Annotated in this window: 21 protein-coding genes; 8 read left to right on the top strand and 13 right to left on the bottom strand. The window is 68.6% G+C overall.

Features of this window, described 5'->3' with window-relative positions; all coding sequences use genetic code 11:
* The first annotated feature begins 40 nt into the window (after window positions 1–40).
* Window positions 41–574: a methylated-DNA--[protein]-cysteine S-methyltransferase gene (locus tag FHP25_RS02875; RefSeq protein ID WP_147845376.1), complete on the top strand. Its 534-nt coding sequence runs from the start codon at window positions 41–43 to the stop codon at window positions 572–574.
* An 8-nt stretch (window positions 575–582) separates the two neighbouring features.
* On the opposite strand, the gene FHP25_RS02870 is transcribed toward FHP25_RS02875, so the two are convergent.
* From FHP25_RS02870 to FHP25_RS02855, 4 genes are all read right to left on the bottom strand, one after another.
* Complete coding sequence (locus FHP25_RS02870) at window positions 583–1,479, bottom strand: hypothetical protein (protein WP_147845375.1); 897 nt, start codon at window positions 1,477–1,479, stop codon at window positions 583–585.
* A gap of 7 nt (window positions 1,480–1,486) precedes the next feature.
* On the bottom strand, window positions 1,487–2,668 hold the full coding sequence (locus FHP25_RS02865) for an alpha/beta hydrolase (RefSeq protein ID WP_147845374.1): 1,182 nt from the start codon (window positions 2,666–2,668) through the stop codon (window positions 1,487–1,489).
* 6 nt (window positions 2,669–2,674) lie between these two features.
* A complete protein-coding gene (locus tag FHP25_RS02860; RefSeq protein WP_178133231.1) occupies window positions 2,675–5,350 on the bottom strand; it encodes a hypothetical protein in 2,676 nt (891 codons plus the stop codon).
* A 288-nt stretch (window positions 5,351–5,638) separates the two neighbouring features.
* The gene (locus FHP25_RS02855; RefSeq protein ID WP_218578141.1) at window positions 5,639–6,400 is read right to left on the bottom strand and encodes a protein-L-isoaspartate O-methyltransferase family protein; all 762 of its coding nucleotides are present in this window, start codon (window positions 6,398–6,400) and stop codon (window positions 5,639–5,641) included.
* A gap of 362 nt (window positions 6,401–6,762) precedes the next feature.
* Between FHP25_RS02855 and FHP25_RS02850 the strand changes: the two genes are divergently transcribed.
* Window positions 6,763–7,767, top strand: a complete 1,005-nt coding sequence (locus FHP25_RS02850; RefSeq protein ID WP_147845373.1) for a Bug family tripartite tricarboxylate transporter substrate binding protein — start codon at window positions 6,763–6,765, stop codon at window positions 7,765–7,767.
* Between the two features lie 12 nt (window positions 7,768–7,779).
* Here FHP25_RS02850 and FHP25_RS02845 read toward each other — a convergent pair whose 3' ends face one another.
* On the bottom strand, window positions 7,780–8,607 hold the full coding sequence (locus tag FHP25_RS02845) for an SDR family NAD(P)-dependent oxidoreductase (protein ID WP_147845372.1): 828 nt from the start codon (window positions 8,605–8,607) through the stop codon (window positions 7,780–7,782).
* Window positions 8,608–8,923: 316 nt separating this feature from the next.
* The gene (locus tag FHP25_RS02840; protein ID WP_147845371.1) at window positions 8,924–10,159 is read right to left on the bottom strand and encodes a phenylacetate--CoA ligase family protein; all 1,236 of its coding nucleotides are present in this window, start codon (window positions 10,157–10,159) and stop codon (window positions 8,924–8,926) included.
* 214 nt (window positions 10,160–10,373) lie between these two features.
* On the opposite strand from FHP25_RS02840, the gene FHP25_RS02835 reads away from it, so the two are divergent.
* The 3 genes from FHP25_RS02835 to FHP25_RS02825 are packed head-to-tail and all read left to right on the top strand — an operon-like array spanning window position 10,374 to window position 11,212.
* The gene (locus tag FHP25_RS02835) at window positions 10,374–10,742 is read left to right on the top strand and encodes a DUF883 family protein (RefSeq protein WP_147845370.1); all 369 of its coding nucleotides are present in this window, start codon (window positions 10,374–10,376) and stop codon (window positions 10,740–10,742) included.
* 15 nt (window positions 10,743–10,757) lie between these two features.
* Complete coding sequence (locus FHP25_RS02830) at window positions 10,758–11,024, top strand: hypothetical protein (RefSeq protein WP_147845369.1); 267 nt, start codon at window positions 10,758–10,760, stop codon at window positions 11,022–11,024.
* 23 nt (window positions 11,025–11,047) lie between these two features.
* Window positions 11,048–11,212 (top strand): DUF1328 domain-containing protein, encoded by a 165-nt coding sequence (locus FHP25_RS02825; RefSeq protein WP_147845368.1) that lies wholly within the window; start codon window positions 11,048–11,050, stop codon window positions 11,210–11,212.
* On the opposite strand, the gene FHP25_RS02820 is transcribed toward FHP25_RS02825, so the two are convergent.
* Window positions 11,209–12,390, bottom strand: a complete 1,182-nt coding sequence (locus FHP25_RS02820; protein WP_218578140.1) for an AraC family transcriptional regulator — start codon at window positions 12,388–12,390, stop codon at window positions 11,209–11,211. The genes FHP25_RS02825 and FHP25_RS02820 overlap by 4 nt on opposite strands.
* On the opposite strand from FHP25_RS02820, the gene FHP25_RS41265 reads away from it, so the two are divergent.
* Window positions 12,361–13,452, top strand: a complete 1,092-nt coding sequence (locus FHP25_RS41265; protein WP_218578139.1) for a DUF3047 domain-containing protein — start codon at window positions 12,361–12,363, stop codon at window positions 13,450–13,452. The two genes, FHP25_RS02820 and FHP25_RS41265, sit on opposite strands and share 30 nt — an antisense overlap.
* Before the next feature lie 22 nt (window positions 13,453–13,474).
* Here FHP25_RS41265 and FHP25_RS02810 read toward each other — a convergent pair whose 3' ends face one another.
* The 6 genes from FHP25_RS02810 to FHP25_RS02785 form a co-directional block, all read right to left on the bottom strand.
* A complete protein-coding gene (locus tag FHP25_RS02810; RefSeq protein WP_147845367.1) occupies window positions 13,475–14,311 on the bottom strand; it encodes an ABC transporter ATP-binding protein in 837 nt (278 codons plus the stop codon).
* Between the two features lie 173 nt (window positions 14,312–14,484).
* Window positions 14,485–15,807, bottom strand: coding sequence for an ABC transporter substrate-binding protein (locus tag FHP25_RS02805; RefSeq protein WP_147845366.1), 1,323 nt, complete (start codon window positions 15,805–15,807; stop codon window positions 14,485–14,487).
* A gap of 142 nt (window positions 15,808–15,949) precedes the next feature.
* Window positions 15,950–17,035: a branched-chain amino acid ABC transporter permease gene (locus FHP25_RS02800; RefSeq protein ID WP_147845365.1), complete on the bottom strand. Its 1,086-nt coding sequence runs from the start codon at window positions 17,033–17,035 to the stop codon at window positions 15,950–15,952.
* Window positions 17,036–17,051: 16 nt separating this feature from the next.
* Window positions 17,052–18,200, bottom strand: a complete 1,149-nt coding sequence (locus tag FHP25_RS41260; protein WP_231712191.1) for a branched-chain amino acid ABC transporter permease — start codon at window positions 18,198–18,200, stop codon at window positions 17,052–17,054.
* Window positions 18,201–18,261: 61 nt separating this feature from the next.
* On the bottom strand, window positions 18,262–19,053 hold the full coding sequence (locus FHP25_RS02790; protein ID WP_147845364.1) for an ABC transporter ATP-binding protein: 792 nt from the start codon (window positions 19,051–19,053) through the stop codon (window positions 18,262–18,264).
* Window positions 19,054–19,058: 5 nt separating this feature from the next.
* Entirely contained in the window at window positions 19,059–21,020 is a 1,962-nt protein-coding gene (locus FHP25_RS02785) for an AMP-binding protein (protein WP_147845363.1), read from the bottom strand.
* 169 nt (window positions 21,021–21,189) lie between these two features.
* Between FHP25_RS02785 and FHP25_RS02780 the strand changes: the two genes are divergently transcribed.
* Both FHP25_RS02780 and FHP25_RS02775 read left to right on the top strand, forming a co-directional pair.
* Window positions 21,190–22,077 carry a TauD/TfdA dioxygenase family protein gene (locus FHP25_RS02780; protein ID WP_147845362.1) on the top strand — a complete coding sequence of 296 codons (888 nt, stop codon included), beginning with the start codon at window positions 21,190–21,192 and terminating at the stop codon, window positions 22,075–22,077.
* A gap of 373 nt (window positions 22,078–22,450) precedes the next feature.
* On the top strand, window positions 22,451–23,443 hold the full coding sequence (locus FHP25_RS02775) for an LLM class flavin-dependent oxidoreductase (protein WP_147845361.1): 993 nt from the start codon (window positions 22,451–22,453) through the stop codon (window positions 23,441–23,443).
* Window positions 23,444–23,622: the final 179 nt, after the last annotated feature.

Here is a 23,622-nt window from a genome sequence, read left to right as displayed (position 1 = left end):
CATGTTGGCAAATCGCGACCGTCCAAGCTAGCGTTGTGGCATGACATCGCTTCCGGATCGCCCTGCGGCACCGACAGTGCTGCAGCCCGCGCCACAGATCGACGTCGCTGCCGGCACGCAGCGCGTGCGCGTCGGCAGCCCGGTGGGTGGCCTCGAGATCGAGGCCACCTCCGATGCCATCATCGCCGTGCGCTGGGTCGATGACACAGCCGACGCCGTTGCCGCAAGCGGCCTGCTGGCCGAGGCGCGGCAGCAGCTTGTCGCCTATTTCGCTGGGCGCTTGAAGGTCTTCGATCTGCCGCTGGCACCTGCCGGCTCGCCCTTCGAGCGCGACATCTGGCGGCTGATGTGCGACATCCCCTACGGCCAGACCATGACCTACGGCGAGATGGCCGATGCGGTCGGCGGCGTCGCGCGCGCCGTGGGCACGGCCTGCGGCTCCAATCCGATCCCGCTCATCATCCCGTGCCATCGCGTGCTGGGCGCCGGCAACCGCATGGTGGGCTACTCCGGCCGCGGCAGCGTCGAGACCAAGCGCTGGCTGCTCGTGCACGAGGGCAAGCTGCTGCTGTGAGGCCAGCTCTACACGCCGCCGAATCCGGCCACGCGTGCCAGCAATCGCCGGACCGGGCGATCGAAGCGCGGCCAGCCGTCGGCGACGAGGTCGAGATGCAGGCTCGGATCGCCTACATGGCGGAAAGCGGCGACGCCGGCGCGCAGGCGTCGCGGCAGCGTGTCGCTGACGCGCACGCCGGCCAGCCCCAGGGCGCCAAGCGAGCGGGCCAGCGCCTGTGTCACACCCGCCGACGCATGCGCATGCTCCCGTCCGCCGGTATAGACGGCGGCGATGAAGGCGTGGCGGTGATGGGCCGCGAACCACGCGGCGAACGCGTCGGTCTCGCCGTAGATCGTGTCCAGGCCGATGAACCCGATCAGGCGATCGGCGACGCCGCCCACCGTCAGCACCTTGGCCGCGGCGCGATAGCCGCCGCTGAACGACATCAGCAGGAGCGGCGCGCGCCGGTAGGCATCGACGCCGTCGCCGCGTCGCTGCGCGATCTGCGTCAGCGCCTCGTCGAGATAGCGTGCGAAGGCGCCGGGCACGGCGAACCCGCCGGGATGGCCCGGCATCGCGGCGATGGCCGTGTCGGCATCGCGCGCCAGCTGCGGCGCGACCACGACGGCGTTGAGGCCGGCGGCGTCGACCTGCTCGATCAGGCGATAGGACTCGACGACGTGATAGCGGTGCCCGCCGATGCGCCGGGTCAGGGTGGCGCACCAGCCGTGCAGGAAGGCGATCGCCACGAACGGCCGGGCCGGGTCGAAGCGCGGCGTCACATGCAGCAGCGTGCGCGCATCGCCGAACACGCCGTCAGGGCCCTCGACGCCGGGGCAGGGGAACGGCCCGTGCCGCAGCACCTCGATGCGTGGCCAGGGATGTCCCGGAACCAGCGCGCCGACGAAATCGCTCTCATCCATGGCGCGCCTACCGTGACCGGGGCTTTGCCGCCGCAGGTCTCTTGACGGGCGGGCGCGCCTTGCTGGTCGTGGCCGGCGGCTTGCCCGCGGCCGGCTTGGTGGCGACCGGCGGCTTGGGCGGCAGTGGCGGCGGACGCGTCGCCGTCAGCACGACACGCATCGGATCGTGCGGCGGCCCGTCCAGCACGAACCGGCCATGCCGCATGATCGAGCCGCAGGGCACGAAGGCAGCGGTGCCTGCCTGCACCGTGGCCGGCAGGGCGGTGCCGATGCCGACGCCGCGCTGGCGCAGCCTGTCGATCAGGATGGCCTGCCGCGGCGCGGTCGAGTCGGTGTACAGGCTCACCAGGAAGCCGCGCCGGCGCGCCGCCCCGAACCAGCGGGCGTAGCGGTCCTCCTCGTCATAGAGCGCATCCAGCAGCAGCACCCCCACGATCCGGCCGGTGGCGCCGCCGCGGTCGAGCACGAAGGCCGCCGGCTTGTAGCCGCCGCTGAAGGCCACCAGGATCACCGGCGCGGCGCGCAGCGCCGCCGCGACGACCGGCCGGTCGGCGGCATTGACGGACGCCGCGTCGGTCAGGCGCACCGCCGCCTCCTCCAGGAAGCGCGCCAGCGCGCCGGGCTGCCAGAACTTGCCGGCGCTGGAGTCGGCGGCCAGGCGTGCGAACTGCGGCGCGATCAGCACGGCGTTGATGTCGGCCTGCGTGACCTGCCGCACGATCTCCATGTCCGACACCACGCGGTCAATGGAGCTGCCGTGGCCATGGAAGAACACGACCAGCCGCACCGGCTTGCGCGGGTCGAACGATGCCGGCACGTGCAGCAGCACGCCGGCATCGGCGTAGGTGGTGTCCTCCCACAGGACCTCGCCGCTGGCCATGCTGCGGCCGCGCCGCCTGCCTTGCGCGACGTTGAAGAACGGCGAGCGGCCGTCCTCGCCCGGGCCGCGATAGGGAAAGGGCGCGGTGCGGAACGGCAGGATGCGGGTGATCGCCTGGCGCGGCGGCGCCGGCGCCGGTGGTGGCGGCTTGGGCCTGGCAGAAGCCGGCTTGGGGCCGGTGGGCGCCTTCGAGCGCGACGGCGTCTTGGTCGGCGGCGCCGCGAGCGCGCTGGCGGGCAATGCCGCCAGCCCGATCAGCAGGCGCACAAGGCCGCGTCGATCCAGGATCGCCCGCGGTCCCCCCGGCATCGCGCCCTACGCTGCGACCGGCTTGCCCGGCAGGGGCAGCAGGACGCGGAAGAACGCGGGGATGGCCACCAGGTAGGCGATGCCGCCCACCATCAGCACGGCCGGCAGGCCGAACGAGGTGGCCACGACCGGCACCAGGGCGGCGCCCAGCACCGAGAACGAGCCGTTGATGCCCCAGGCCCACAGGAACATGTGGTCCTTGCCCAGCCGGCCCAGCATGGTCATGCCCGTGGGCATGGGGAAGCCCATCAGGAAGGCCGGCGGGAAGATGATCGCCAAGCAGGCGGCGATGCGCACCAGGTAGGGCAGCGTGCCGATGGCATCCAGCACCGGGTCGAGCAGAAAGCCATAGCCGATCAGCAGCGCGCCGATCGCCAGGAACACCTTGGGCATGAAGCTGCGCGTGCGGTCCAGGAACCGTTCGGACATGAAGCTGCCCAGCCCGGAGAAGACCAGCATGCCGGTGATCAGCACCGAGGCCGAGACCGTGGCGTTGCTCAGGGCCAGCATGAAGTGGCTGATCAGGCCGACCTCGGTCACGATGTAGCCCAGCCCCAGGCACAGGAAGTAGATCATGGCGCCGAACTTGCCGGGGTAGCGGCTGAAGATCGTGCGCCAGCCGAACACCACCGGGAACAGCACCAGCGCCAGCGCCGCGACCCCGGCGATCGCCAGCGTCGCCCAGATCAGCAGGAAGCCCCACTCGTCCTGCACCAGCTCCAGCCGGTCGGTGAAGCGCAGCAGGTCATGCACCTTGATGTAGGCGGCGAAGTAGGGCTGGTGGTTGGTGAGGATCCGCGAATCGAAGACGTAGCGGTCCGCCACCTTCTCGATGCCGCCGTTGATCAGGTGGTGCCACCACAGGCGCCCCAGGTCGGTGGCCGGCACCTTGGGCCTGGCCGGCCCGGCATCGCTGGCGCCCTCCTGCTTATCGTCGGCGGGCGCGCCCGGCGGCGGCGAATCGCTGGCCTCCTTCTCCTCGGCGCCGGGGCCGGTCGGGTCGGGTGGCGGCCCTTCGTAGAAGAACTGGTCGTGGTAGCCCTGCAGCGTCGGCTCCAGCAGCGACAGGTCGGCCTTGAAGCCCGGCGAGTAGATCTCGTCGAACGACATGGCGGCGGTGTGCTTGCGCAGAGTCTCGACCTCGGCCGCCGTGAAGCCGTCCTTCTTGAACAGCACCGTGGCGGTCGACAGGTAGTTGGCGCCGACGAAGAAGCGGTTGGCGACGTCCTGGCCCTCGACGTCGCGCGCCGCCGCCACCATGGTCGAGTACAGCTTCAGCACCGACTTGGGCGGCTCCTCCTTGTTCCACAAGGTCACCGCCAGCACGCCGTCCGGCTTCAGCGCCCGCATGTAGTTGCGCATCGCCTCGCGCGTGTAGCTGAACTTCTCGACGATGGCGAAGCCGCCGGGCTGCGACAGGCCGGCCGAGTCGGCCAGCGCCAGGTCGATGACGTCGAACTTGCGCTGGGTGCGCGCGGCGTAGAGGCGGCCGTCGTAGTCGATGACCTCGACCCGCTTGTCGCCCAGGATGTCGCCGGTGAACGCCTTCAGCTCGGCATCGGTGAGGAAGGCGTTGAGCACCATCGGGTTGCCTTCGGCAACGGTGACGCTGCTGGCGCCGGCGCGCAGCGCGAGGGCAGTCGACAGGCCGCCGCCGAACTGCACGACGAAGGTTTCCGGGTTCTTCTTCAGGACGTACGGGTAGTACATCATGAGGTAGCGGAAATAGGCGGTCTGCGTGTCCGGCAGCGTCTTGATGATGCCGCTCGGGCCGTCGCTGTCGATGTACAGGCCGCGATAGGCCCGGCTCGGCATCTCCTTCAGGTTGAAGGCGGCGTTGTCGGACTGCCCGGGCGCGAAGTGCAGGTAGGAGCTGTCGTAGATCTCCATGTACCCGAACGGTGTCGCGCGCTCGTAGACGCGCTTGGCGTCGGGGAACTTGCGGGCATAGGAGACGCCCTTGTAGTCGCTGACCGCGAGCTTGGGGATGCCCAGCACCGGCGGCAGCGCGAAGTGGCCGGCCACGGCCAGGGCGGCGACGATGATGGTCTGCGCCAGGCCGCGGCGGTCCGACACGGCGACGAACCACAGCAGCGTGCCGGCCAGCCACAAGAGCAACGGCGCCACGATCAGGTCGTCGGGCTTGAGGACGTACATCGCCAGCAGGAACAGCAGGCCGCAGGCGCCCGAGCCGGCGAGGTCGGCGAAGTAGACGCGGTTGAAGGTCTTCTGCGCCTTCAGGAACACGACGCCGAGATAGAGGGCGCCGCACAGGAAGGGCAGGAAGTAGAGCACGAAGTTGGCGAACAGCCGCCATTTCTGCGTCGGGTCGGAGACCAGGAAGATGGCGTTGAACGGCACCTGTTGCGCGATCAGGTTCGACGCCACCATCACCGGGCCGAACAGCAGCAGGGCGGCCTTGACGGCGCCGCGCCAGCGCTTCTCGAACCACGTCTTGCCCACGCACATCACGGCGCTGGTCAGGCCGAAGCCGAACATCGCCAGGCTCACCACCAGCGAGCCGAAATGCGCCCAGCTGCCCACCGAGAAGATGCGCATGATGCCGATCTGCAGCGCGATCACGCTGCCGGCGATCAGCGCCACCGAGAGATAGAAGCTCAGGGTCGGGCTGTTGTCGAAGTCGACGTCCGGCAATGCGCCGGCGGCGGCCTTGAGTGCCATGCGAGGGGGATCCGTTTTTCAGTGGCGGGGGATGGCCCCGCAAAAGCAGAGTGTATGGCGGGAATGTGGAAAGACAAAGGCCCCCAAAATGCCTTCTCCCCGCGCAGGCGGGGAGAAGGTGGACGCCGCGTAGCGGCGGCCGGATGAGGGGCTTCGCGGTGCTGAGGCAGGCAATGCTTCAGGACCATGTGCACCTATGGCATCGATTTCCATATTTCTTGGATGAGGGAAGCCCCTCATCCGCCCCTTCGGGGCACCTTCTCCCCGCCTTCGCGGGGAGAAGGACAATTACTTGTTGTGCGTGCCCTTGACCTCGCCGTCCACCAGCTTGGTGAAGGGCACGAACGGCACGATCTTGCCGCCGTAGATGTCCTCACGGGTCACCGACACGGCGCCGTCGGCGGCGACCTGCTTCACCACCTTCAGCACGCGCTGCGCGCCGGGCGGGCCGACCGGGATCACCATGATGCCGCCGGGCTTGAGCTGCTGCAGCAGCGGCGGCGGAATGTGGTCGATGCCGGTGGTGACGATGATCTTGTCGAACGGCGCGGCTTCCTGCCAGCCGTAGTAGCCGTCGGCGTGCTTGGTGTTGATGTTCTTGAATTCCTCGTAGCCGGCCGCGATCGCCTTGTCGTAGACGCCGCGGGTGCGCGCGGCCAGCGGCGCGATGATCTCGATGGTGTAGACCTTGTCGGTCAGCTCCGAGAGATAGGCCGACTGGGTGCCTGAGCCGGTGCCGATCTCCAGCACCTTCTCGCCGCGCTTGACGTCGATCACCTCGGTCATGCGGCTCTGCAGGTGCGGGCCGGACATGGTGACGCCGTAGCCCATGTCGAGGAAGGCGTGCTCATAGCCGCGTGCCGCCACGGGCGGGTTGGCGGCCGCGAACACTTCGCGCGGCGTCAGCAGGAAGGCGCGCTTGGTCTTGTCGGTCCACAGGTCCTTGTTGCGGACGACGTGCACGAAACGGTCCCAACGCTGGCCGAGCCACTTGTCGCTCTCGCCGCGGTTGGCCTTCATCCAGGCGATGTAGCTTTCCTTGGAATCCATCGGCGGACTTTGGTCAGGCCGCAGGGGCTTGAACTGAGCCAGTGCCGGAACTGCGAGCAGGGCAACGAAGAGGGCTGCCACCCCGCCTTTGATAGCGCGCCGCATGGGCGGGCCTCCGTGACAACGGGTTGCGTGAACTGACGGCAATCTGCGCGATTTATTGTGATTAAACGGCACCATCAGCATAAGTTTATTTACGGGAGAGGGCTGCCCGGCGCCAGCGCAATTGCGCCGCATCACGCGAATTCCATGCCGGCTGGGTCGGCTTCCGTCGACTGCGCGGGCGTGCGAGAATCCGGTGTCGGCTTGCCGGCGCAAGGGCGTCGCGACAAGCGCCCTGCTTGTTCTTGGAGGTAACGTCCATGGTTCGTTCATCGCGCGTGTCGCGCCGGCTGGTCCTGGCCGGCGCGGCTGCCTTGCCGTCGCTGGCGGCGCCATCCCTGGCAAGGGCAGACGGCTGGCGGCCCAAGCAGGCGCTGCGCATCGTCGTGCCGGCCGCGCCTGGCGGCACGACCGACATCGTGGCCCGCCTGCTGGCCAGCCATCTGCAGCAGCGCTGGAGCCAATCGGTGGTGGTCGACAACAAGTCGGGCGCCGGCGGCGTGGTCGGCTCGACCGAGGTCGTCAGGGCTGCGCCCGACGGCCTCACGATGCTGATGGGCAACATCGGGCCACAGTCGATCGCCTATTCCTTATACCGGAACCTGCCCTACAAGCCGGAGAACCTGATCCCGGTGTCCAACGTGATCACCGCGCCGAACGTTCTCGTGACGCATCCCGCCGTGCCGGCCAAGACCGTGCCGCAGTTCGTGACGTGGCTGCGTGGTCGCAACGGCGAGGCGTCCTATGCCTCGTCAGGCACCGGGCAGTCACCGCATCTGTCGGGTGCGCTCTTCCTGCAGCTGGTCGGCGCCAAGGCGACTCATGTGCCGTATCGCGGCGCGGCGCCGGCGCTCAACGACCTGGTGGCCGGCGTCACGCAGTACTTCTTCGACAACCTGACGACGGCGATCGAGTTCGTGCGTGCCGGCAAGCTCAACGCGCTGGGCCTGACCTCGGCGCAGCGCAACCCGATGGTGCCCGACCTGCCACCGATCCGCGAGACGATGCCTGAGCTGAAGGATTTCGATGTCTCGACATGGTTCGGCGTGTTCCTTCCGGCGGGAACACCCAGGGACGTCGTCGACGCGCTGAACGGCGAGATCAAGAACTTCCTCGAGCAGGACGCCACCAAGGAGCGCTTCAGGACCATGGCCGGTTTCCCGGCCTACGGGACTCCGGCCCAGTTCAACGACTTCGTCCGGCAGCAGATCGCGCGTTGGCGCGGCGTGATCGAGAAGGAAGGGCTGAAGCTCGACGTGAACTGACGCGGCCGTGTCTCAGGCCGCGGGCATGCCGTCCAGCAGCGCCGCCGTGCGCTGATTGATCCGCTGCGCCATGCTGCGGTCCGTCAGCACGTAGAGCCGGTCGTTCTGGACGGCGTCGAGCACCATGGCGCCGACCGCGTCCGGCTGGACGCCGTCGGCCAGCAGCTTCGTCATGACGGCGCTGCGCGCGATTGCCCTTTCCCGCTGCTCGGCGCTCATCGACCTGACCACGCTGGGCTGCAGGCGCCGTGTCCGGGCAATGATGCCCGTCGCCACCGGGCCGGGGCACAGCACGGTCACGCCGATCCCCTGCGGCTTGAGCTCGGAATGCAGCGCCTCGGACATGCCGACCACGGCGAACTTGGCGGTGGCGTAGAGCACGCCCGATGTATCGCTGCCCACCAGCCCGGCGCCCGAGGCGGTGTTGACGATGTGTCCGCCCTCGCCGCGCTCGACCATGCGCGGCAGGAAGGTCTGCACGCCGTTCACCACGCCCTCGAGGTTGATTCCCAATCCCCAGTCCCATAGCTCGTAGGTCAGCCTGGCGGCGGGCGCGCCGCCGGCCACGCCGGCATTGTTGACGACCAGCGACACCGGACCCAGCCGGGCCTCGATCCGGTCGGCGACACCGGCGAACGCGGCGCGATCGCGCACGTCGAGGACCACGGTCTCGACCTCGGTGGTGGCCGCGAGCTCGGCCTTGGCGCGCGCCAGGGCCTCTTCGTCCTGGTCGATCAGCGCCAGCCTGGCGCCGGCCCGGGCGAAGGCACGGGCCATCCCAAGCCCGATACCGTTGGCGCCGCCGGTGATGAACGCCGTGCGGCCGGATACGTTGGTCATCGCAGCTCCCTCGCGTGGCGATCATGCGCCTATGCGAAGCAGCGTGGCCGACGCCCGGTATCGCCGCAATGCGCGCGCCGCGCGCCTGTTTCACATGGCGGGAAGGATGCGTTTTTCGACGCCGGCGCGACAGTCTCTTCTGCCTTTGCAGCCAAGGGGACCTGCGGTGGTTCGGCCAGTTGTGAGCGGGGCTGGTGACGGCTGGGACCGCGCCGCTCCTGCGGCGCTCATGATTCTTGAGCCGGCGCTACGCGCCGGTGCGTCGCTGGAGCGACGCGGTCCGACCCGTCACCAGCAGCAGTTCCGGCGCTTGGCCCTACGTGTACTTGCGCACGTCGTCGATCACCTTGCCGTCGTTGGGCAGGCTGCCGGGCGCCACGAGCTCCACCTTGCCGCGCACCTTGCACATGTTCTGGACCGTGCCTTCGACGGTCTTGGCGAGGTCCGCCGATCCGCCGGCCAGCTCGGCCTTCAGGGTCATCACGTCCTGCTGGTCGATCCAGTCGATCACCAGCCGCAGGCGGCCGAGCTCGGGATGGCGGCGGGCGATCTGCGCGATCTGCTCGGGGTCGACGAACATGCCCTTGACCTTGGTGCGCTGGTCGGCGCGTCCCATCCAGCCCTTGATGCGCATGTTGGTGCGGCCGCACGGACTGGTGCCGGACAGCACCGCCGACAGGTCGCCGGTGCCGAAGCGCACCAGCGGGTAGGCCTTGCTGAAGGTCGTGACCACGACCTCGCCGACCTCGCCCTCGGGCACCGGATCGCCGGTGCCCGGCCGCACGATCTCCACGATCACGCCCTCGTCGACGATCATGCCTTCCAGCGCCCTGGACTCGTAGGCGATGGTGCCGAGATCGGCGGTGCCGTAGCTCTGCTGGGTCCTCACGCCGCGGTCCTGGAACATCTGGCGCAGCGACGGCGGCAGCGCCTCGGCGCCGACGAACGCCTTCTTGACGGACGAGACGTCCTTGCCCAGCTCGGCACCCTTCTCCAGCAGGATCTTCAGGAACGACGGCGTGCCGACATAGCCGGCCGGCCGGATGGCCTCGATGGCATCGAGCTGCAGCTCGGTCTGGCCGACGCCGGCGGGGACCACGATGCAGCCCAGCGCCCGGGCCGCCGTCTCCATCATGATGCCGGCCGGCGTCATGTGATACGAGAAGGTGTTGTGCACGATGTCGCCGGCGCGGAAGCCGGCGGCGTGCATGGCGCGGGCGCCGCGGAAATAGTCCTTGTCGGCGGTGTCGACCTCGAAGATCGGCCCCGGCGACATGAAGATGTGCAGCGCCTGCGACAGCGGCACGGCCAGCAGGCCGCCCATCGGCGGGTTCTTCTTCTGAACGGCGCCGAGGTTGCTCTTGCGCAGCACCGGCAGCCTGGCCAGCGCCGCGCGGCTGCTCACCGCCGTCGGATCGACGTCCTTCAGCCAGTCGGCGAAGAACGGCGCGTTGGTTTTGGCGTGCGCGATCTGCGCCGGCAGGGCGGCGGCCAGGGCCTGTTCGCGCTCGTCGGCTGAGCGGGTTTCCAGCTGGTCGTAATGCTCGGACATGTGCGTTCCCCCCGGGGAGCCGCCGCAGGTGGCGGCAGGCATGGCTGCTCGTCATGATTCAGCACGCCGCGATCGTGCTGCGCAAGCCGGTCGGCCGTGCCGGGACCGCACCGCAGGGGCGCGCGGCGGACGCCGCGGCGATTGCCGGCTCGGCAATGGAACCCTGGGACGGCAGCGCCGTTGTTGCAGGCGAGACAGCCTGGAGGAGGGAGCCATGGCGTTACGCCGGAGCGCGGCGACGGACGATTTCACAACCGAGGTGGCGGCGCTGAAGAAGCAGCTGGCGCAGCTTGCGGCCTCGATCGAGGCCTCGGCCAAGTCCGAGGGCGGCGATGCCGTGCGGGCGGTCGGCGATCGGGCGCGCGATTTCCTGGCCCAGGCGACGTCGTTCGTCGACGGCTTCGGCCGTGACGTGCGCGACATGGCCAGCGATTCGGCGCATGCCGCCGCCTCGCATGTCAGGACGGCGGCCCGTGAGGGCACGGAACGCCTGGAGGACACGATCCGCGATCGGCCGCTGACGTCGGTCGCCGTTGCCCTGGGGATCGGCTGTCTGGTGGCGCTGCTGATACACCGCCGCTGACGGGCGGCGTCAGCCATGCTGCTGAGCCTCGCCCGTTCGGCCAGCCTCTACGGCCTGGCCATGGCCGCTGTCGCCGCGCGGCGCACGGCGGCGCGGATTTGCCTGTACCTGGTGATCGTCGTCCTGGCGCTCGTCGGGCTGGGATTCCTGACGGCCGCCGCCTTCCTGGCGCTGGCCCAGTCACTGGGTGCTGTCTATGCGTCGCTGATCGTCGGCTGCGTCTACCTGGTGGGGGCGTTGATCGCCTTGCTGGTGGCGCAGATGCGCCGGCGGCGCTGGTAGCATCCCGCTCAAGGGAGGATCTCATGCTCAGATGGACCATCGTCTTCCTGGTCGTGGCCATCGTCGCCGCCTTGTTCGGCTTCGGCGGCATCGCTGCGGCGGCGACCGATTTCGCCCGCATCCTGTTCTTCATCTTCCTGGTGCTGTTCGTGATCAGCCTGGTGATGGGGATGATGCGGCGAGGCTAGTGCAGCACCGCTCGAGCGGATACGCCTCTCCTGAGGCCCTGCCGCCACGCGCGTGGCGACATGCCTTTCCACGCCAGGAACGCCCTGGCGAAGTGCGCAGGATCGCCATAGCCGAGATCGTACGCGATCTGCGATATGGAGCGATCCGCGTTGGCGAGCAGCGCTTCGGCGCGGCGCTCGAGTGTCGTGCGCATGACGGCGTCGAACGTCGTGCCGCGCTCCGACAGGCGACGCTGGAAGGACCGCCGTGACAGGCCCAGCCGGTGGCTTATCCAGTCGATCGAAGGACGGTTCTCCAGGAGCTTCAATTGTATGAGGTGCTCGACGCAGGCGAGGAAGTCGTCGGCGATCGGGCCGTTGTCGGCGCAACCGTCGTTGGGGCATGCGGATCTGGCCGGATTTGGCGTCGCCAGCTGCGGCGCCGGAAAGCACAGGCCCGCGACGGCGTCGAGCGACAGGTCGGCGCCGAGGGTCATCTCCAGCGTTGTCCTCGCCTGCAGCATCGGGCCCGACACGACGCCGCGGGTCGGCGCCCATGACCGACCCATGAACTGCCGCCCCAGGTCGAGCATGTAGCCCAGGGCGAGGATCTCGTTCTTCTGCCGTCCGACGGTGCAAGCGTCGGTGACGACGTAGCTCCACTTCGCCACGCCGCCACGGACGGTGAGCTGCAGATGTGTCGAGGATTGCAGTAGTGAGCTGATCAACACATTTGCCCATGAGATCGCGGCGTCGAGCCGGGCGGCCGACAAGACCCGCTGGCCGTAGAGCCCCAGTCCCGCGATCCCGCAGTCGAGCGACAGTCGCGCCGACAAGGCCGGATCGCCGATCTCGCGGGCCGCGTGCTCGACGAGGCAGAGCTGGTCGCGCAGCGGGATCAGCTGGTCGGGCTGATCGATCAGCTGGAGCGGCAGATCGGCGTGCCGGAACACGCGGGCGACGTTGCCGCCGGCCCGCTCCACCGCGTCCGCGACCGGTCCCATGGACCGCACCTTGGTCAGGCCCAGCATCGCGCTTCCTGTTTCACCAGGAAGGATCGGGCAGCTGGCACCAAATGGCAAGCAAAGCGCAGCGGCACGTCCGACTATCCGGCGGCGAGGACGCACGGCCGCGAAGGCCGCCGCGGTGCCGATCCGGGAGGAATGCCGATGAACACGCTGATCGAGCTCGAGGACCACGACAGGGTCGAGGCTGCTCTGGCACACGCGCTGGAGCGGGCACGCGATGGCGTCAGAGCCAGCGTGATCACGCGGCTGCCCGCCAAGGATGCCGACTGGCGCGAGACCGGCATCTACCTGCTCAAGGGCCAGAGCGTTTCGCTGCTGTCATGTGGCGTGCTCTGGATTTCGCGTGACCTCGATGTCGGTGTCCAGGGCAACCTGGCGCTGTGGTATCGGGTTGGCGATGGGCCGATCGCGAAGGCGCTGGGCGCCACCACGAGCTTCACGGCCGACCGCGATGGCCCGCTCCGGCTGATCAACCACCTCGCCGGGCAGTGGGAAGACGACAGCGGACGCTTCGATCCGGCGTCGGTGCTCGATGACGGCGCCCTGTCGGTTGCCGTCGTCGTGTGGGTCGGCGATCCGGTGGTCGGCCTGAGCGCGCTCGCGCGCCAGGACGCGAGCGGCTTGGCTGCGGCCGAAGCAGCGCGCCTCGCCCAGGCGCGCCCAGTGCCGAAGGGATGGTCCGCGCTGTGGCGCGTCGGCCAGACCGGCATCTTCAGCGAGGCCGCCGGAAACGGCGAGCCGGCGCGCATCGTCTGCCGCTGCCGGGCGGATGCAGGCATCCTGAAGCACCCGGTCGACCTCGCCCTGGGTGACGGCGTCGACCTCGCGTGGGCATGGCGCGTCCAGGAGCTGCCATCCGGCGTCGCCGAGGACCAGGTGCCGACGCATGACTACCTGTCCATCGCCGTCGAGTTCGACAACGGCCAGGATCTCACCTATTTCTGGAGCTCCAGCCTGCCGGTCGAGACGGCTTTCCGGTGCCCCCTGCCATGGTGGGACAGGCACGAGACCCATGTCGTCGTGCGCTCGGGAACAGGCGAGCTGGGCCGCTGGCTCGAGGAAAGGCGGCCGATCCTTCAGGACTATCGCCGGACGGTCGGCGGGGATGACCCCAGGCGGATCGTGGGTGTCTGGCTGATCGCGCTCAGTCCGTTTCAGCGTGGCAACGGCGCCTGCGACTTTGCCCGCATCCGGTTCACCGGGGGCGGCGCCGACGTGGTGATCGGTCCATGAGGCGAGCCGCGGCGGTCGACAGCTAAAGCCAGCGCTTGCGGCGGCGGTAGTGCTTGACGTCCTTGAAGCTGCGGCGGCCTTCGCCCGCCATGCCGAGGTAGAACTCCTTCACATCCTCGTTCTCGCGCAGCGCCGCCGCGTCGCCGTCCAGCACGACGCGGCCGTTCTCCAGGATGTAGCCGTAATGCGCGAACTTCAGCGCGACATTGGTGTTCTGCTCGGCCAGCAGGATCGAGACGCCCTGCTCGGTATTGAGCCGCTGCACGATCTCGAAGATCTCCTCGACCAGCTGCGGCGCCAGGCCCATCGACGGCTCGTCGAGCAGGATGGTGCGCGGCCGGCTCATCAGGGCGCGGCCGATCGCCGTCATCTGCTGCTCGCCGCCTGACGTGTAGCCGGCCTGGCTGGCGCGGCGCTGCCTGAGCCGCGGGAAGTAGTGATAGACCTTCTCGAGGTCCTCGGCGGTCTGCCGGCGGTTGTTGCCGTGGATGAAGGCGCCGGTCAGCAGGTTCTCCTCGACCGTCAGGTGGCCGAAGCAGTGACGCCCTTCCATCACCTGGATCACGCCGCGGCGCACCAGCTCGTTGGGCGTCAGCTGGTCGACCCGCTCGCCGCGATAGGTGACGGTGCCCTTGGTCACGTCGCCGCGCTCGGCGCGCAGCAGGCAGGAGATGGTCTTCAGCGTGGTCGACTTGCCGGCGCCGTTGGCGCCCAGCAGCGCCACGATGCCGCCGTCCGGCACCTGCAGCGACACGCCCTTCAGCACCAGGATGACGTGGTTGTAGATCACCTCGACATTGCTGACCGCCAAGATCGGTGTTGCGGCGTCGGCAGCGGGCGATGCTTGGGCGACAGTCATGATCCACTCCAATTTCCTCGCCCCGCGGGAGAGGGGAGAGGAAGGGGCCCATCGCGAAGCGATGGGAAGGTGAGGGGTACGAAAGACCAGACTCCGTTGCCGTGAGCAGAGCCTGGTCGTTCCTACCCCTCACCCAGCCTCTCCCCGCTGTCGCGGGGAGAGGGGCATGATGCTCAGTTCTCCTTCGAGCAGTCGCGCGGTGTGATCTTCTTCTCCTCGGCGTATTTCTTGGCCGCCGCCTCGACCATCGGCTTGAGCACCTTGTCGTCCGACTCGTACCAGTCGGAGACCACCTTCCACTCCTTGCCGTCCCATTGCTGGATGCGGCCGGCGCGGGTGCCCTCGTGGTCGGCGCACGACACCTTGATCGGCCGGATCAGGCCTTCGAAGCCCAGCCGCTTCACGTCCTCGGCGGTCAGCGTGAGGTTCTCGAGGCCCCAGCGCGCCTGCTCGCCGGTCATCGGCTTGTTGCCGAACTTCTTCTGGGCGATGCGCAGGGCCTCGATGTTGAGCATGGCGTTGATCATGCCGCGGTTGTAGAGGACCTCGCCGACCTCATCCCACTTCGTGGCGCCCTTGCCCTTGTCGTACACGAACTTCTTGATGTCGTCGTGGATGGCGAACTTGCCGGCGCCGTGCTGCAGCATGGCGGCGTTGTAGCCCTTGGCGCCGTCCTCCGCCGGCCGCACGTCCGGCTCGGCGCCCGACCACCACACGCCGTACATCTTCTCGCGCGGGAAGCCCACGGCCGCCGCCTCCTTGATCGCGGTCGAGTTCATCACGCCCCAGCCCCACAGCAGCACGTAGTCGGGGCGGCTCTGGCGGATCTGCAGCCACGTCGCCTTCTGCTCGACGCCGGGATGCGTGACCGGCAGCGGCGTGAACTCGAAGCCGTGCATCTTGGCGCGTTCCGTCAGCAGCGCGATCGGCTCCTTGCCGTAGGGCGAGTCGTGGTAGACCAGCACGATCTTCTTGCCCTTCAGCTTGTCCAGGCCGCCTTCCTTCTTGGCGATATGCTGCACGATGATGTCGGCGGCCGACCAGTAGGTGCCGAGCAGCGGGAAGACCCAGGGGAAGACGCTGCCGTCGCGTGATTCCGAACGGCCGTAGCCCATCGAGATCACCGGGATCTTGTCGACCGGCGCCTTCTCGATCAGCGCGAAGGTGATGCCCGTCGACAGCGGGTTGACGAAGGGTGCGCCGCTGCCCTTGCCCTTCAGGCGCTCGTAGCATTCCACGCCGCGGTCGGTGGCGTAGGCCGTCTCGCACTCCTCGTAGAGGATCTTCACGCCGTTGATGCCGCCGTCGCGCTCGTTGATCAGGTTGTAGTAGTCGGCGACGCCGTTGGCCCACGGGATGCCGTTGGGCGCGTAGGCGCCGGTGCGGTAAACCAGGCCGGGGATGAACTGCTCGTTCTGCGCGCTGGCCGGTCCGGCGAACGTCAGGCCGCTGGCGGCCAGCGCCGCGCCGACGAACGCCAACTTACCCCATCTCATCACGTTCCTCCTTTGGTACGCCTGACGGCTGGGCCGTCCTGCCGGTACGGTACTGCGCTCCGATGCTGCCCGCCAGTCATCAGCACAGGCGTGCAACAATCCTTGGTGCCGGCGCGGGCCGCCGGACTGTCTTGCCCGCGTCTCAGTGCGGGAACGGCCACAGCCGCAGCTTCTCCTTGGCGATCGCCCACAGGCGGGCCAGGCCATGCGGCTCGACGATCAGGAAGAAGACGATCATCACGCCGAAGATCATGAACTCCAGGTGGCTGATCAGCGCCGTCGACATGTGCAGGCCCAGCCAGCCGGGCAGCTGGTTCAGCATGATCGGCGTCAGCACGATGAAGGCGGCGCCCAGGAAGCTGCCCAGGATAGAGCCCAGCCCGCCGATGATCACCATGAACAGGATGGCGAAGGAGCGGTTGATGTCGAAGGCCAGGGGTTCCCAGGCGCCCAGCCGCAGGAAGCCGTACATGGCGCCGGCGACGCCGACATAGAAGGAGCTGACGGCGAAGGCCAGCAGCTTGGTGCGCAATGGCCGGAAGCCGATGATCTCGGCCGCGATGTCCATGTCGCGGATCGCCATCCACGACCGGCCGATATGGCCGCGCACCAGGTTCTTGGCCACCAGGGTCAGCACCACGACCACGGCCAGGATGACGAGGTAGCGCGCCATCGGCGTGTCGATGGGGATGCCCAGGACGGTGAGGTTGCCGACGGCGACCGAGCCGGACGACGAGTAGTTGGTCAGCCATTTCACGCGCGCGACGATCCAGTCCAGGAAGAACTGGGCGGCCAGCGTGGCGACGGCGAGGTAAAAGCCCTTGATGCGCAACGACGGCAGGCCGAACAGGATGCCCACCGCGGCCGCCATCAGGCCGCCGAACAGGAACACGATGATGAGGTCGTTCACCAGCGGCACGCGCAGCCACAGGTTATAGGCGGCGTAGGCGCCCACCGCCATGAACCCGCCGGTGCCCAGCGAGACCTGGCCGCAATAGCCCACCAGGATGTTCAGGCCGACGGCGGCCAGCGAGAAGACGAGGAACGGGATCAGGATCTCAGTGAAGAGGTATTGCGCCAGGCCCGGCGCGGCGGCGGCGAGGGCCACGGGAGCCAGGAACGCCAGCACGATGAGGGCGATCACGAACAGCCGGTCCTGCAGGATCGGGAAGATCGCCTGGTCGGCGCTGTAGCTGGTCTTGAACTGGCCGGCTTCGCGGTACAGCACGATACGACTCCTCCGCTCAGACCCGCTCGATGATCCGCTCGCCGAACAGGCCCTGCGGCCGAACCATCAGGAAGACCAGGGCCAGCATGTAGGCGAACCAGTTCTCGATGCCGCCGCCGGCGAGGTCGAAGGTCTTGGCCAGCACCGGGCTGAGGAAGACTTCCGACAGCTTCTCGCCGGCGCCGATGATCAGGCCGCCGATGATGGCGCCCGGCACCGACGTGAAGCCGCCCAGGATCAGCACCGGCAGCGCCTTCAGCGCGATCAGCGAGATCGAGAACTGCACGCCCAGCTTGGCGCCCCAGATCATGCCGGCGACCAGCGCCACCAGGCCCGACACCGTCCACACCACCAGCCAGATCTGGTTCAGCGGGATGCCGACCGACTGGGCGGCGGCGTGATCGTCGGCCACGGCGCGCAGCGCGCGGCCGGTGCGCGTCTTCTGGAAGAACAACGCCAGGCTGATCACCAGGGCGCCGGCGATGCCGGCGGCGATGAGGTCGGTGGGCTCGACCAGCAGCCCGCCCTCGAACACGCCCGACAGCAGGAAGATCGGATCCTTCGGCAGCCCGAGATCGACCTTGTAGATGTCGCTGCCCCAGATCGTCTGGCCGGCGCCGTCGATGAAATGCGCGATGCCCAGCGTCGCCATGAACAGGATGATGCCTTCCTGGTTGACCAGGCGGCGCAGCACCAGGCGCTCGATGCCGTAGGCCAGCGCCACCATGACCAGGGCGGTGGCCGGCAGCGCCAGCCACATCGGCCAGCCCCGGCCGCTGAAGGCGGCCGCCAGCACCCCGCCCAGCACGGCGCAGGCAAGGCCGATCGACACCTGCAGCCGGGCGCCGGGCGGTCGCGACTCGCGCGCCGCGCGGGCGCGGTGCCAGCCGGCCAGCGCCAGCAGCCCCGCGGTGCCGGCCACGACGGCGCCGGCGCCGACGAACGACGCCGTGGCCACGTCCTTGGCACCGGACAGCTGCGCCAGGGTCAATGCCGCGAACAGCACCATCGCGCCCTGGGCGAAGTTGAAGACGCCCGAGGCCTTGAAGATCAGGACGAAGCCCAGCGCCACCAGCGAATAGAGCACGCCGGTCAGCAGGCCGCCGAGCAGGGTTTCGAGCCAGTCCTGCAGCCGCACGCTGTCGCGCAGCAAGGGCGTCAGCATGAGCACGACGAGGGCGGCACAAAGCGCGGCGATGATGGTGTGTTCGCGCGAGGCTCTCATGTCAGTGGCTGGTCCCGAGATAGGCGGCGATCACGTCGGGGCTCGCCTTGACCTCGTCCGGCGTGCCGTCGCCGATCTTCTTGCCGTAGTCGAGCACCACGACGCGGTCGGAGATGTCCATCACCACGCCCATGTCGTGCTCGATCAGGCAGATGGTGGTGCCGAACTGGTCGTTGACGTCGAGCACGAAGCGGCACATGTCCTGCTTCTCCTCGAGGTTCATGCCCGCCATCGGCTCGTCGAGCAGCAGCAGCTCCGGCTCGGCCGCCAGCGCGCGGCCCAGCTCGACCCGCTTCTGCAGGCCGTAGGGAAGGCGGCCCACCGGCACCTTGCGGATATGCTGGATCTCGAGGAAGTCGATGATGCGCTCGACGAAGGCGCGGTGCTCGTTCTCCTCGCGCTGCGCCGGCCCCCAGTGCAGCGCCTGGGCCAGCAATCCCGTCTTCATGCGCAGGTTGCGGCCGGTCATGATGTTGTCGAGCGTCGACATGCCCTTGAACAGCGCGATGTTCTGGAAGGTGCGGGCGATGCCCTGCTCGGCGGCCTGGTGCGGGCGCATCTGCCGGCGCGTGACGCCCTTGTAGGTGATGCGGCCTTCCTGCGGGTGGTAGAAGCCGTTGATGCAGTTCAGCATCGACGACTTGCCGGCGCCGTTGGGGCCGATGATGGCGCGGATCTCGCCCTTGCGGATGTCGAAGCTGATGTCGGTGAGCGCCTTCACGCCGCCGAAGCGCAGCGAGATGTTCTCGAGCGACAGCAGGACCTCGCCGGTCGCGTGGGCGGCGCGCGCCATGGCGCTCAGGCCGCCCGTCGCGCCGGCGCCGGCCGGGCGGTGTCCATGTCGCGGATCGCGACATCGCCTTCGACCATGCCCTTGCGGCCGTCCTCGAACGTCACCTCGGTGCGGAAATGCACGGTCGTCCTGCCGCCGTAGAGCGCCGCGATCAGCGCCGCATAGCGCTCGGCGATGAAGCCGCGCCGCACCTTGCGCGTGCGCGTCAGCTCGCCGTCGTCGGCGTCCAGCAGCTTGGGCAGGATCAGGAAGCGCTGGACCTGCGCGCCTTCCATGCGCGGATCGTGGGCGAGGTCGCGGTTGACCTGCGCCACCGCGTCGGCGATGAGGTCGTAGACCTCCTTCTTGCCCGCCAGCTCCTGGTAGCTGGCATAGGCGACGTCGTGCCGTTCGGCCCAGTTGCCGACCGCCGTCAGGTCGATGTTGATGAAGGCGGTGACGAAGTCGCGCGTGTCGCCGAAGGCCACCGCCTCGTTGATGTGCGGGAAGAATTTCAGCTTGTTCTCGATGAACTTGGGCGCGAACAGCGTGCCGTCGGTGAGACGGCCGACATCCTTGGCGCGGTCGATGATGTGCAGATGGCCGTCGTCGTCGACATATCCCGCGTCGCCGGAATGCACCCAGCCGTCGGCCGTCTTGGTCTCGGCCGTCGCCTCGGGGTTCTTGTAGTATTCGTGGAACACGCCGGGGCCGCGGAACAGCACCTCGCCGTTGTCGGCGATGCGCAGCTCGACGTCCGGCACGGTCTTGCCTACGGTGTCCAGGCGCACGTCGCGGTTGGGATGGATGGTGACGAACACGCTCGCCTCGGTCTGGCCGTAGAGCTGCTTCATGTTGATGCCGAGCGAGCGGTAGAAGTTGAAGATGTCGGGGCCCACGGCCTCGCCGGCGGTGTAGGCGATGCGCACGCGCGACAGGCCCAGCGTGTTCTTCAGCGGGCCGTAGACCAGCAGGTCGCCGAGCCGGTAGAGCAGGCGGTCGGCCAGGCCCACCGGCCGGCCGTCGAGCAGGTCGCCGCCGACCCGCCGCGCCAGCGCCATGAAGGCGCGGAACATCCAGCGCTTGAGCGCGCCGGCATCCTCCATGCGGATCATCACGTTGGTGATGATGTTCTCCAGGATGCGCGGCGGCGCGAAGTAGTAGGTCGGGCCGATCTCGCGCAGGTCGGTCTGCACCGTGGCCGCCGATTCCGGGCAGTTGACGGTGAGGCCCGTGATCAGCCCCTGGGCGTAGGAGAAGATGTGGTCGCCGACCCAGGCCATGGGCAGGTAGCACAGCAGCTCGTCGCGCTCGCCGAGGCCCTCGATGCGGGCGGCGTTCTCGGCGCTCCTGCGCAGGTTGTCGTAGGTCAGCACCACGCCCTTGGGGCGCCCGGTGGTGCCCGAGGTGTAGAGCATGACCGACGAGTCGCTGCCCTTGCCCTTGGCGATCTCGGTGTCCAGGAAATCGGGCTTCGCCGCCATCAGCGCCCGGCCGTTCTGCTGCACCTGGTCGTAGGACAGCAGCCCGTCATAGCCGCCCAGGCCGCGCCCATCCTCGTAGATCAGTGTGCGCAGGCCCGACACCTGGGCCCGGATCTCCAGCAGCTTGTCGATCTGCTCCTGGTCCTCGGCCAGCGCGAAGCGGGCCTCGGCATGCTCCACGACATAGGCCATCTCGGCCGCCACGGAGTCCTGGTAGACCGGCACCGGGATGCCGCCCAGCATCTGCGCCGCGTTCATCGCCCAGTACAGCCGCGGCCGGTTGTCGCCGACGATGATCAGCTTGTCGCCGCGCCCGAAGCCCAGCGACGCCAGGCCGGCGGCGAAGGCGCGCGTCTGGTCGTGGACCTGCCGCCACGTATGAGTCTGCCAGATGCCGTAGTCCTTCTCGCGATAGGCCGGAAGGTCGCCCCATTGCCGGGCGTTGCGCGCGAGGATCTGCGGGAACGTCTCGGCCGTCGCGGCGGCGGTCGTCTCCAGCCTCATGCCCCTGCGTCCTCCCTAGGACACGCCAGCTTCTTGTTGCACTGCGTCAAGTGTTTTTGCAATACGGCTTTGCTTTGTTGACGTAGGTACCCCCGGCTTCAGCCGAGGGTCAAGCCGAGTCTTTGCCGCAGGTCTTGGCATGGGGCAAGATGCGCCCAAGGAGGACGCCATGCAGGGCAGCAGCCTGCGCGGGAATCGCGGCCCGCGCTACAAGCACCGCGCCGGCGACGCTACAGCCTATGAAGGCATCGTGGTGCGCAAGCTGACGCCGATCATCGGGGCCGAGATCGGCGGCGTCGACCTTGCCCAGCCGCTCTCGAACCGCATCCAGGACGAGATCCACCGGGCGCTGGCCGAGAACCTGGTGATCTTCTTCCGCGACCAGGTGCTGACGCCGGACCAGCACCTCGCCTTCGGCCGCCGGTTCGGTGATCTGCATGTGCATCCGGCGGCGCCGCACGAGCCGGGCCGGCCCGAGCTCATGATCGTGGCCGCCGACGAGAACTCGACCCGGGCCAACGGCGAAGGCTGGCATTCGGACGTGTCGTGCGAGGCCGAGCCGCCGATGGGCAGCATCCTTTACATCAAGCAATGCCCGGCCGAAGGCGGCGACACGCTGTTCGCGAGCATGTATGCCGCCTACGAGGCGCTGTCGGAGCGCATGAAGGTCTATCTCGAGGGGCTGACCGCGATCCACGACGGCGAGCATGTCTATCGCGGCACCTACGCCAATCTCGGCGTCGCCGACAAGCCGTCCTATCCCCGCGCCGAGCATCCCGTGGTGCGCACGCATCCAGTGACCGGCCGCAAGTGCCTGTACGTCAACCGCGGCTTCACGGTGCGCATCAACGGCATTCCCCGCGACGAGAGCGACGGCATCCTGCGCTACCTCTACGAGCACATGGAGAACCCGCTGTTCCAGTGCCGCTTCCGCTGGCAGCCCAACTCGATCGCCTTCTGGGACAATCGCTGTGTCCAGCACCGCGCCATGTGGGACTACTGGCCGCACCGGCGCTACGGTAACCGCGTCACCGTGGCCGGCGACAAGCCGCGCTGAGGCGGGCCGACGCTGGGCGTCGTTGACCGGCCGCGGGCAAGAACCTGGCGTCCGGAATTGCTGGTCGCTGACACACCTGTCATCCCGAGCGCCCCTTCGACAGGCTCAGGAGAGGGATCTCCTGCGAGGGACGCACGGTGCGCCATGCGCGGGAGATCCCTCTCCTGAGCCTGTCGAAGGGGCGCTCGGGATGATGGTCACGATTGGCCGCAACTCCAAGCGCGCCAGCGGCCGCTACGAACGCGTCCGCGACGACGTCCGGCGCGGCATTACCTGATCGCAACGCTCCCTTCGCCCCGGCTGCCTTGCGCCGCGGGCGCCTGTCGTGCTGTGACAGGCGCAAGCCTCACAACAAGGTATTCCGAGCAACATCATGCCGCTTCCGCTCGACAGCCGACTGCAGGTCGGCATCCAGACCATCCATCGCCGCACCGAGCCCGCCACCGGCCCCTGGTTGCCCCGGATCGACGAGCTGGTGACCCTGGCCCAGCGCGTCGACCGCTGCGGCTACGACTCGCTGTGGGTCGGCGACCACATCGCGTTTGCGATTCCCATCCTCGATCCGCTGCTGCAGCTGGCGCAGGCGGCGGTGGCGAGCCGTCGCCTGGTGCTGGGCACGTCGGTCTACCTGCTGCCGCTGCGCCATCCCGGCCCCGTCGCCAAGCAGGTCGCGACGCTGGACCACATGACCGAGGGCCGGCTGATCTTCGGCGTCGGCGTCGGCGGCGAGTTCCCCAAGGAATATGCGCTGGCGGGCGTGCCGATCAGCGAGCGCGGCGCGCGGCTGAGCGAGGGCATCGCCGTGCTGCGCAAGCTGTGGACCGGCGAGAGCGTGGCGCATGACGGCAAGTTCTACCCGTTCCCCGAGGTGCGCATGCAGCCGCCGGCGCGCCAGGCCGGCGGCCCGCCGATCTGGTGCGGCGGCCGCTCGGAGGCGGCGCTGAAACGCACCGGGCGCCTGGCCGACGGCTGGATGTCCTATGTCGTGACGCCCGACATGTACCGCGCCAGCCTCGAGGCGATCGCGGCGGCCGCCGACTCGGCGGGTCGCACGCTGACGCGGTTCGGCACCAGCCATCTGCTCTTCATGCGCCTGGACGACACCTATGAAAAGGCCCTCGACGCGGCGACCAAGACGCTGAGCGTCCGCTACGCCATGGATTTCCGCAAGGCGGCGCAGCGCTACTGCGCGCTGGGCCCGGCGCCCCAGATCGCCGAGCGCATCCGTGAATTTTACGCCGTCGGCGTGCGGCACGTGATCCTCGACCTGGTCGGCCCCTACGAGGAGCGCGATGCGCAGATCGAGCGCGTCGCGGCCGAGGTGCTGCCGCTGCTGCGGGATCTGACAGGCAGCGGCGGGCACTGAACTGCGTGCAGGTTGTGCTCGGAATCTCCGATCGCTGATACATCCGTCATCCCGAGCGCAGCGAGGGATCTCCCGCGAGGGATGCACGGTGCGCCATTCGCGGGAGATCCCTCGCTGCGCTCGGGATGACAGTGAGGATGTGTGTGGATACCGTAGACTGCAGGAGTTGCTCGCGACGC

It is taken from the genome of Vineibacter terrae, from assembly GCF_008039615.1.
Classification (GTDB): Bacteria; Pseudomonadota; Alphaproteobacteria; order Reyranellales; family Reyranellaceae; genus Vineibacter; species Vineibacter terrae.
Note: the sequence above shows the minus strand (reverse complement) of the source record. Positions and strands in the feature narration are given on the sequence as shown.

Excerpts from the sequence above, each read along its gene's own strand:
- FHP25_RS02875 (WP_147845376.1), top strand. The coding sequence starts at position 41 with ATGACATCGCTTCCGGATCGCCCTGCGGCACCGACAGTGCTGCAGCCC.
- FHP25_RS02870 (WP_147845375.1), bottom strand. The coding sequence starts at position 1,479 with ATGGATGAGAGCGATTTCGTCGGCGCGCTGGTTCCGGGACATCCCTGG.
- FHP25_RS02865 (WP_147845374.1), bottom strand. The coding sequence starts at position 2,668 with ATGCCGGGGGGACCGCGGGCGATCCTGGATCGACGCGGCCTTGTGCGC.
- FHP25_RS02860 (WP_178133231.1), bottom strand. The coding sequence starts at position 5,350 with ATGGCACTCAAGGCCGCCGCCGGCGCATTGCCGGACGTCGACTTCGAC.
- FHP25_RS02855 (WP_218578141.1), bottom strand. The coding sequence starts at position 6,400 with ATGGATTCCAAGGAAAGCTACATCGCCTGGATGAAGGCCAACCGCGGC.
- FHP25_RS02850 (WP_147845373.1), top strand. The coding sequence starts at position 6,763 with ATGGTTCGTTCATCGCGCGTGTCGCGCCGGCTGGTCCTGGCCGGCGCG.
- FHP25_RS02845 (WP_147845372.1), bottom strand. The coding sequence starts at position 8,607 with ATGACCAACGTATCCGGCCGCACGGCGTTCATCACCGGCGGCGCCAAC.
- FHP25_RS02840 (WP_147845371.1), bottom strand. The coding sequence starts at position 10,159 with ATGTCCGAGCATTACGACCAGCTGGAAACCCGCTCAGCCGACGAGCGC.
- FHP25_RS02835 (WP_147845370.1), top strand. The coding sequence starts at position 10,374 with ATGGCGTTACGCCGGAGCGCGGCGACGGACGATTTCACAACCGAGGTG.
- FHP25_RS02830 (WP_147845369.1), top strand. The coding sequence starts at position 10,758 with ATGCTGCTGAGCCTCGCCCGTTCGGCCAGCCTCTACGGCCTGGCCATG.
- FHP25_RS02825 (WP_147845368.1), top strand. The coding sequence starts at position 11,048 with ATGCTCAGATGGACCATCGTCTTCCTGGTCGTGGCCATCGTCGCCGCC.
- FHP25_RS41265 (WP_218578139.1), top strand. The coding sequence starts at position 12,361 with ATGAACACGCTGATCGAGCTCGAGGACCACGACAGGGTCGAGGCTGCT.
- FHP25_RS02810 (WP_147845367.1), bottom strand. The coding sequence starts at position 14,311 with ATGACTGTCGCCCAAGCATCGCCCGCTGCCGACGCCGCAACACCGATC.
- FHP25_RS02805 (WP_147845366.1), bottom strand. The coding sequence starts at position 15,807 with ATGAGATGGGGTAAGTTGGCGTTCGTCGGCGCGGCGCTGGCCGCCAGC.
- FHP25_RS41260 (WP_231712191.1), bottom strand. The coding sequence starts at position 18,200 with ATGCTGACGCCCTTGCTGCGCGACAGCGTGCGGCTGCAGGACTGGCTC.
- FHP25_RS02790 (WP_147845364.1), bottom strand. The coding sequence starts at position 19,053 with ATGGCGCGCGCCGCCCACGCGACCGGCGAGGTCCTGCTGTCGCTCGAG.
- FHP25_RS02785 (WP_147845363.1), bottom strand. The coding sequence starts at position 21,020 with ATGAGGCTGGAGACGACCGCCGCCGCGACGGCCGAGACGTTCCCGCAG.
- FHP25_RS02780 (WP_147845362.1), top strand. The coding sequence starts at position 21,190 with ATGCAGGGCAGCAGCCTGCGCGGGAATCGCGGCCCGCGCTACAAGCAC.
- FHP25_RS02775 (WP_147845361.1), top strand. The coding sequence starts at position 22,451 with ATGCCGCTTCCGCTCGACAGCCGACTGCAGGTCGGCATCCAGACCATC.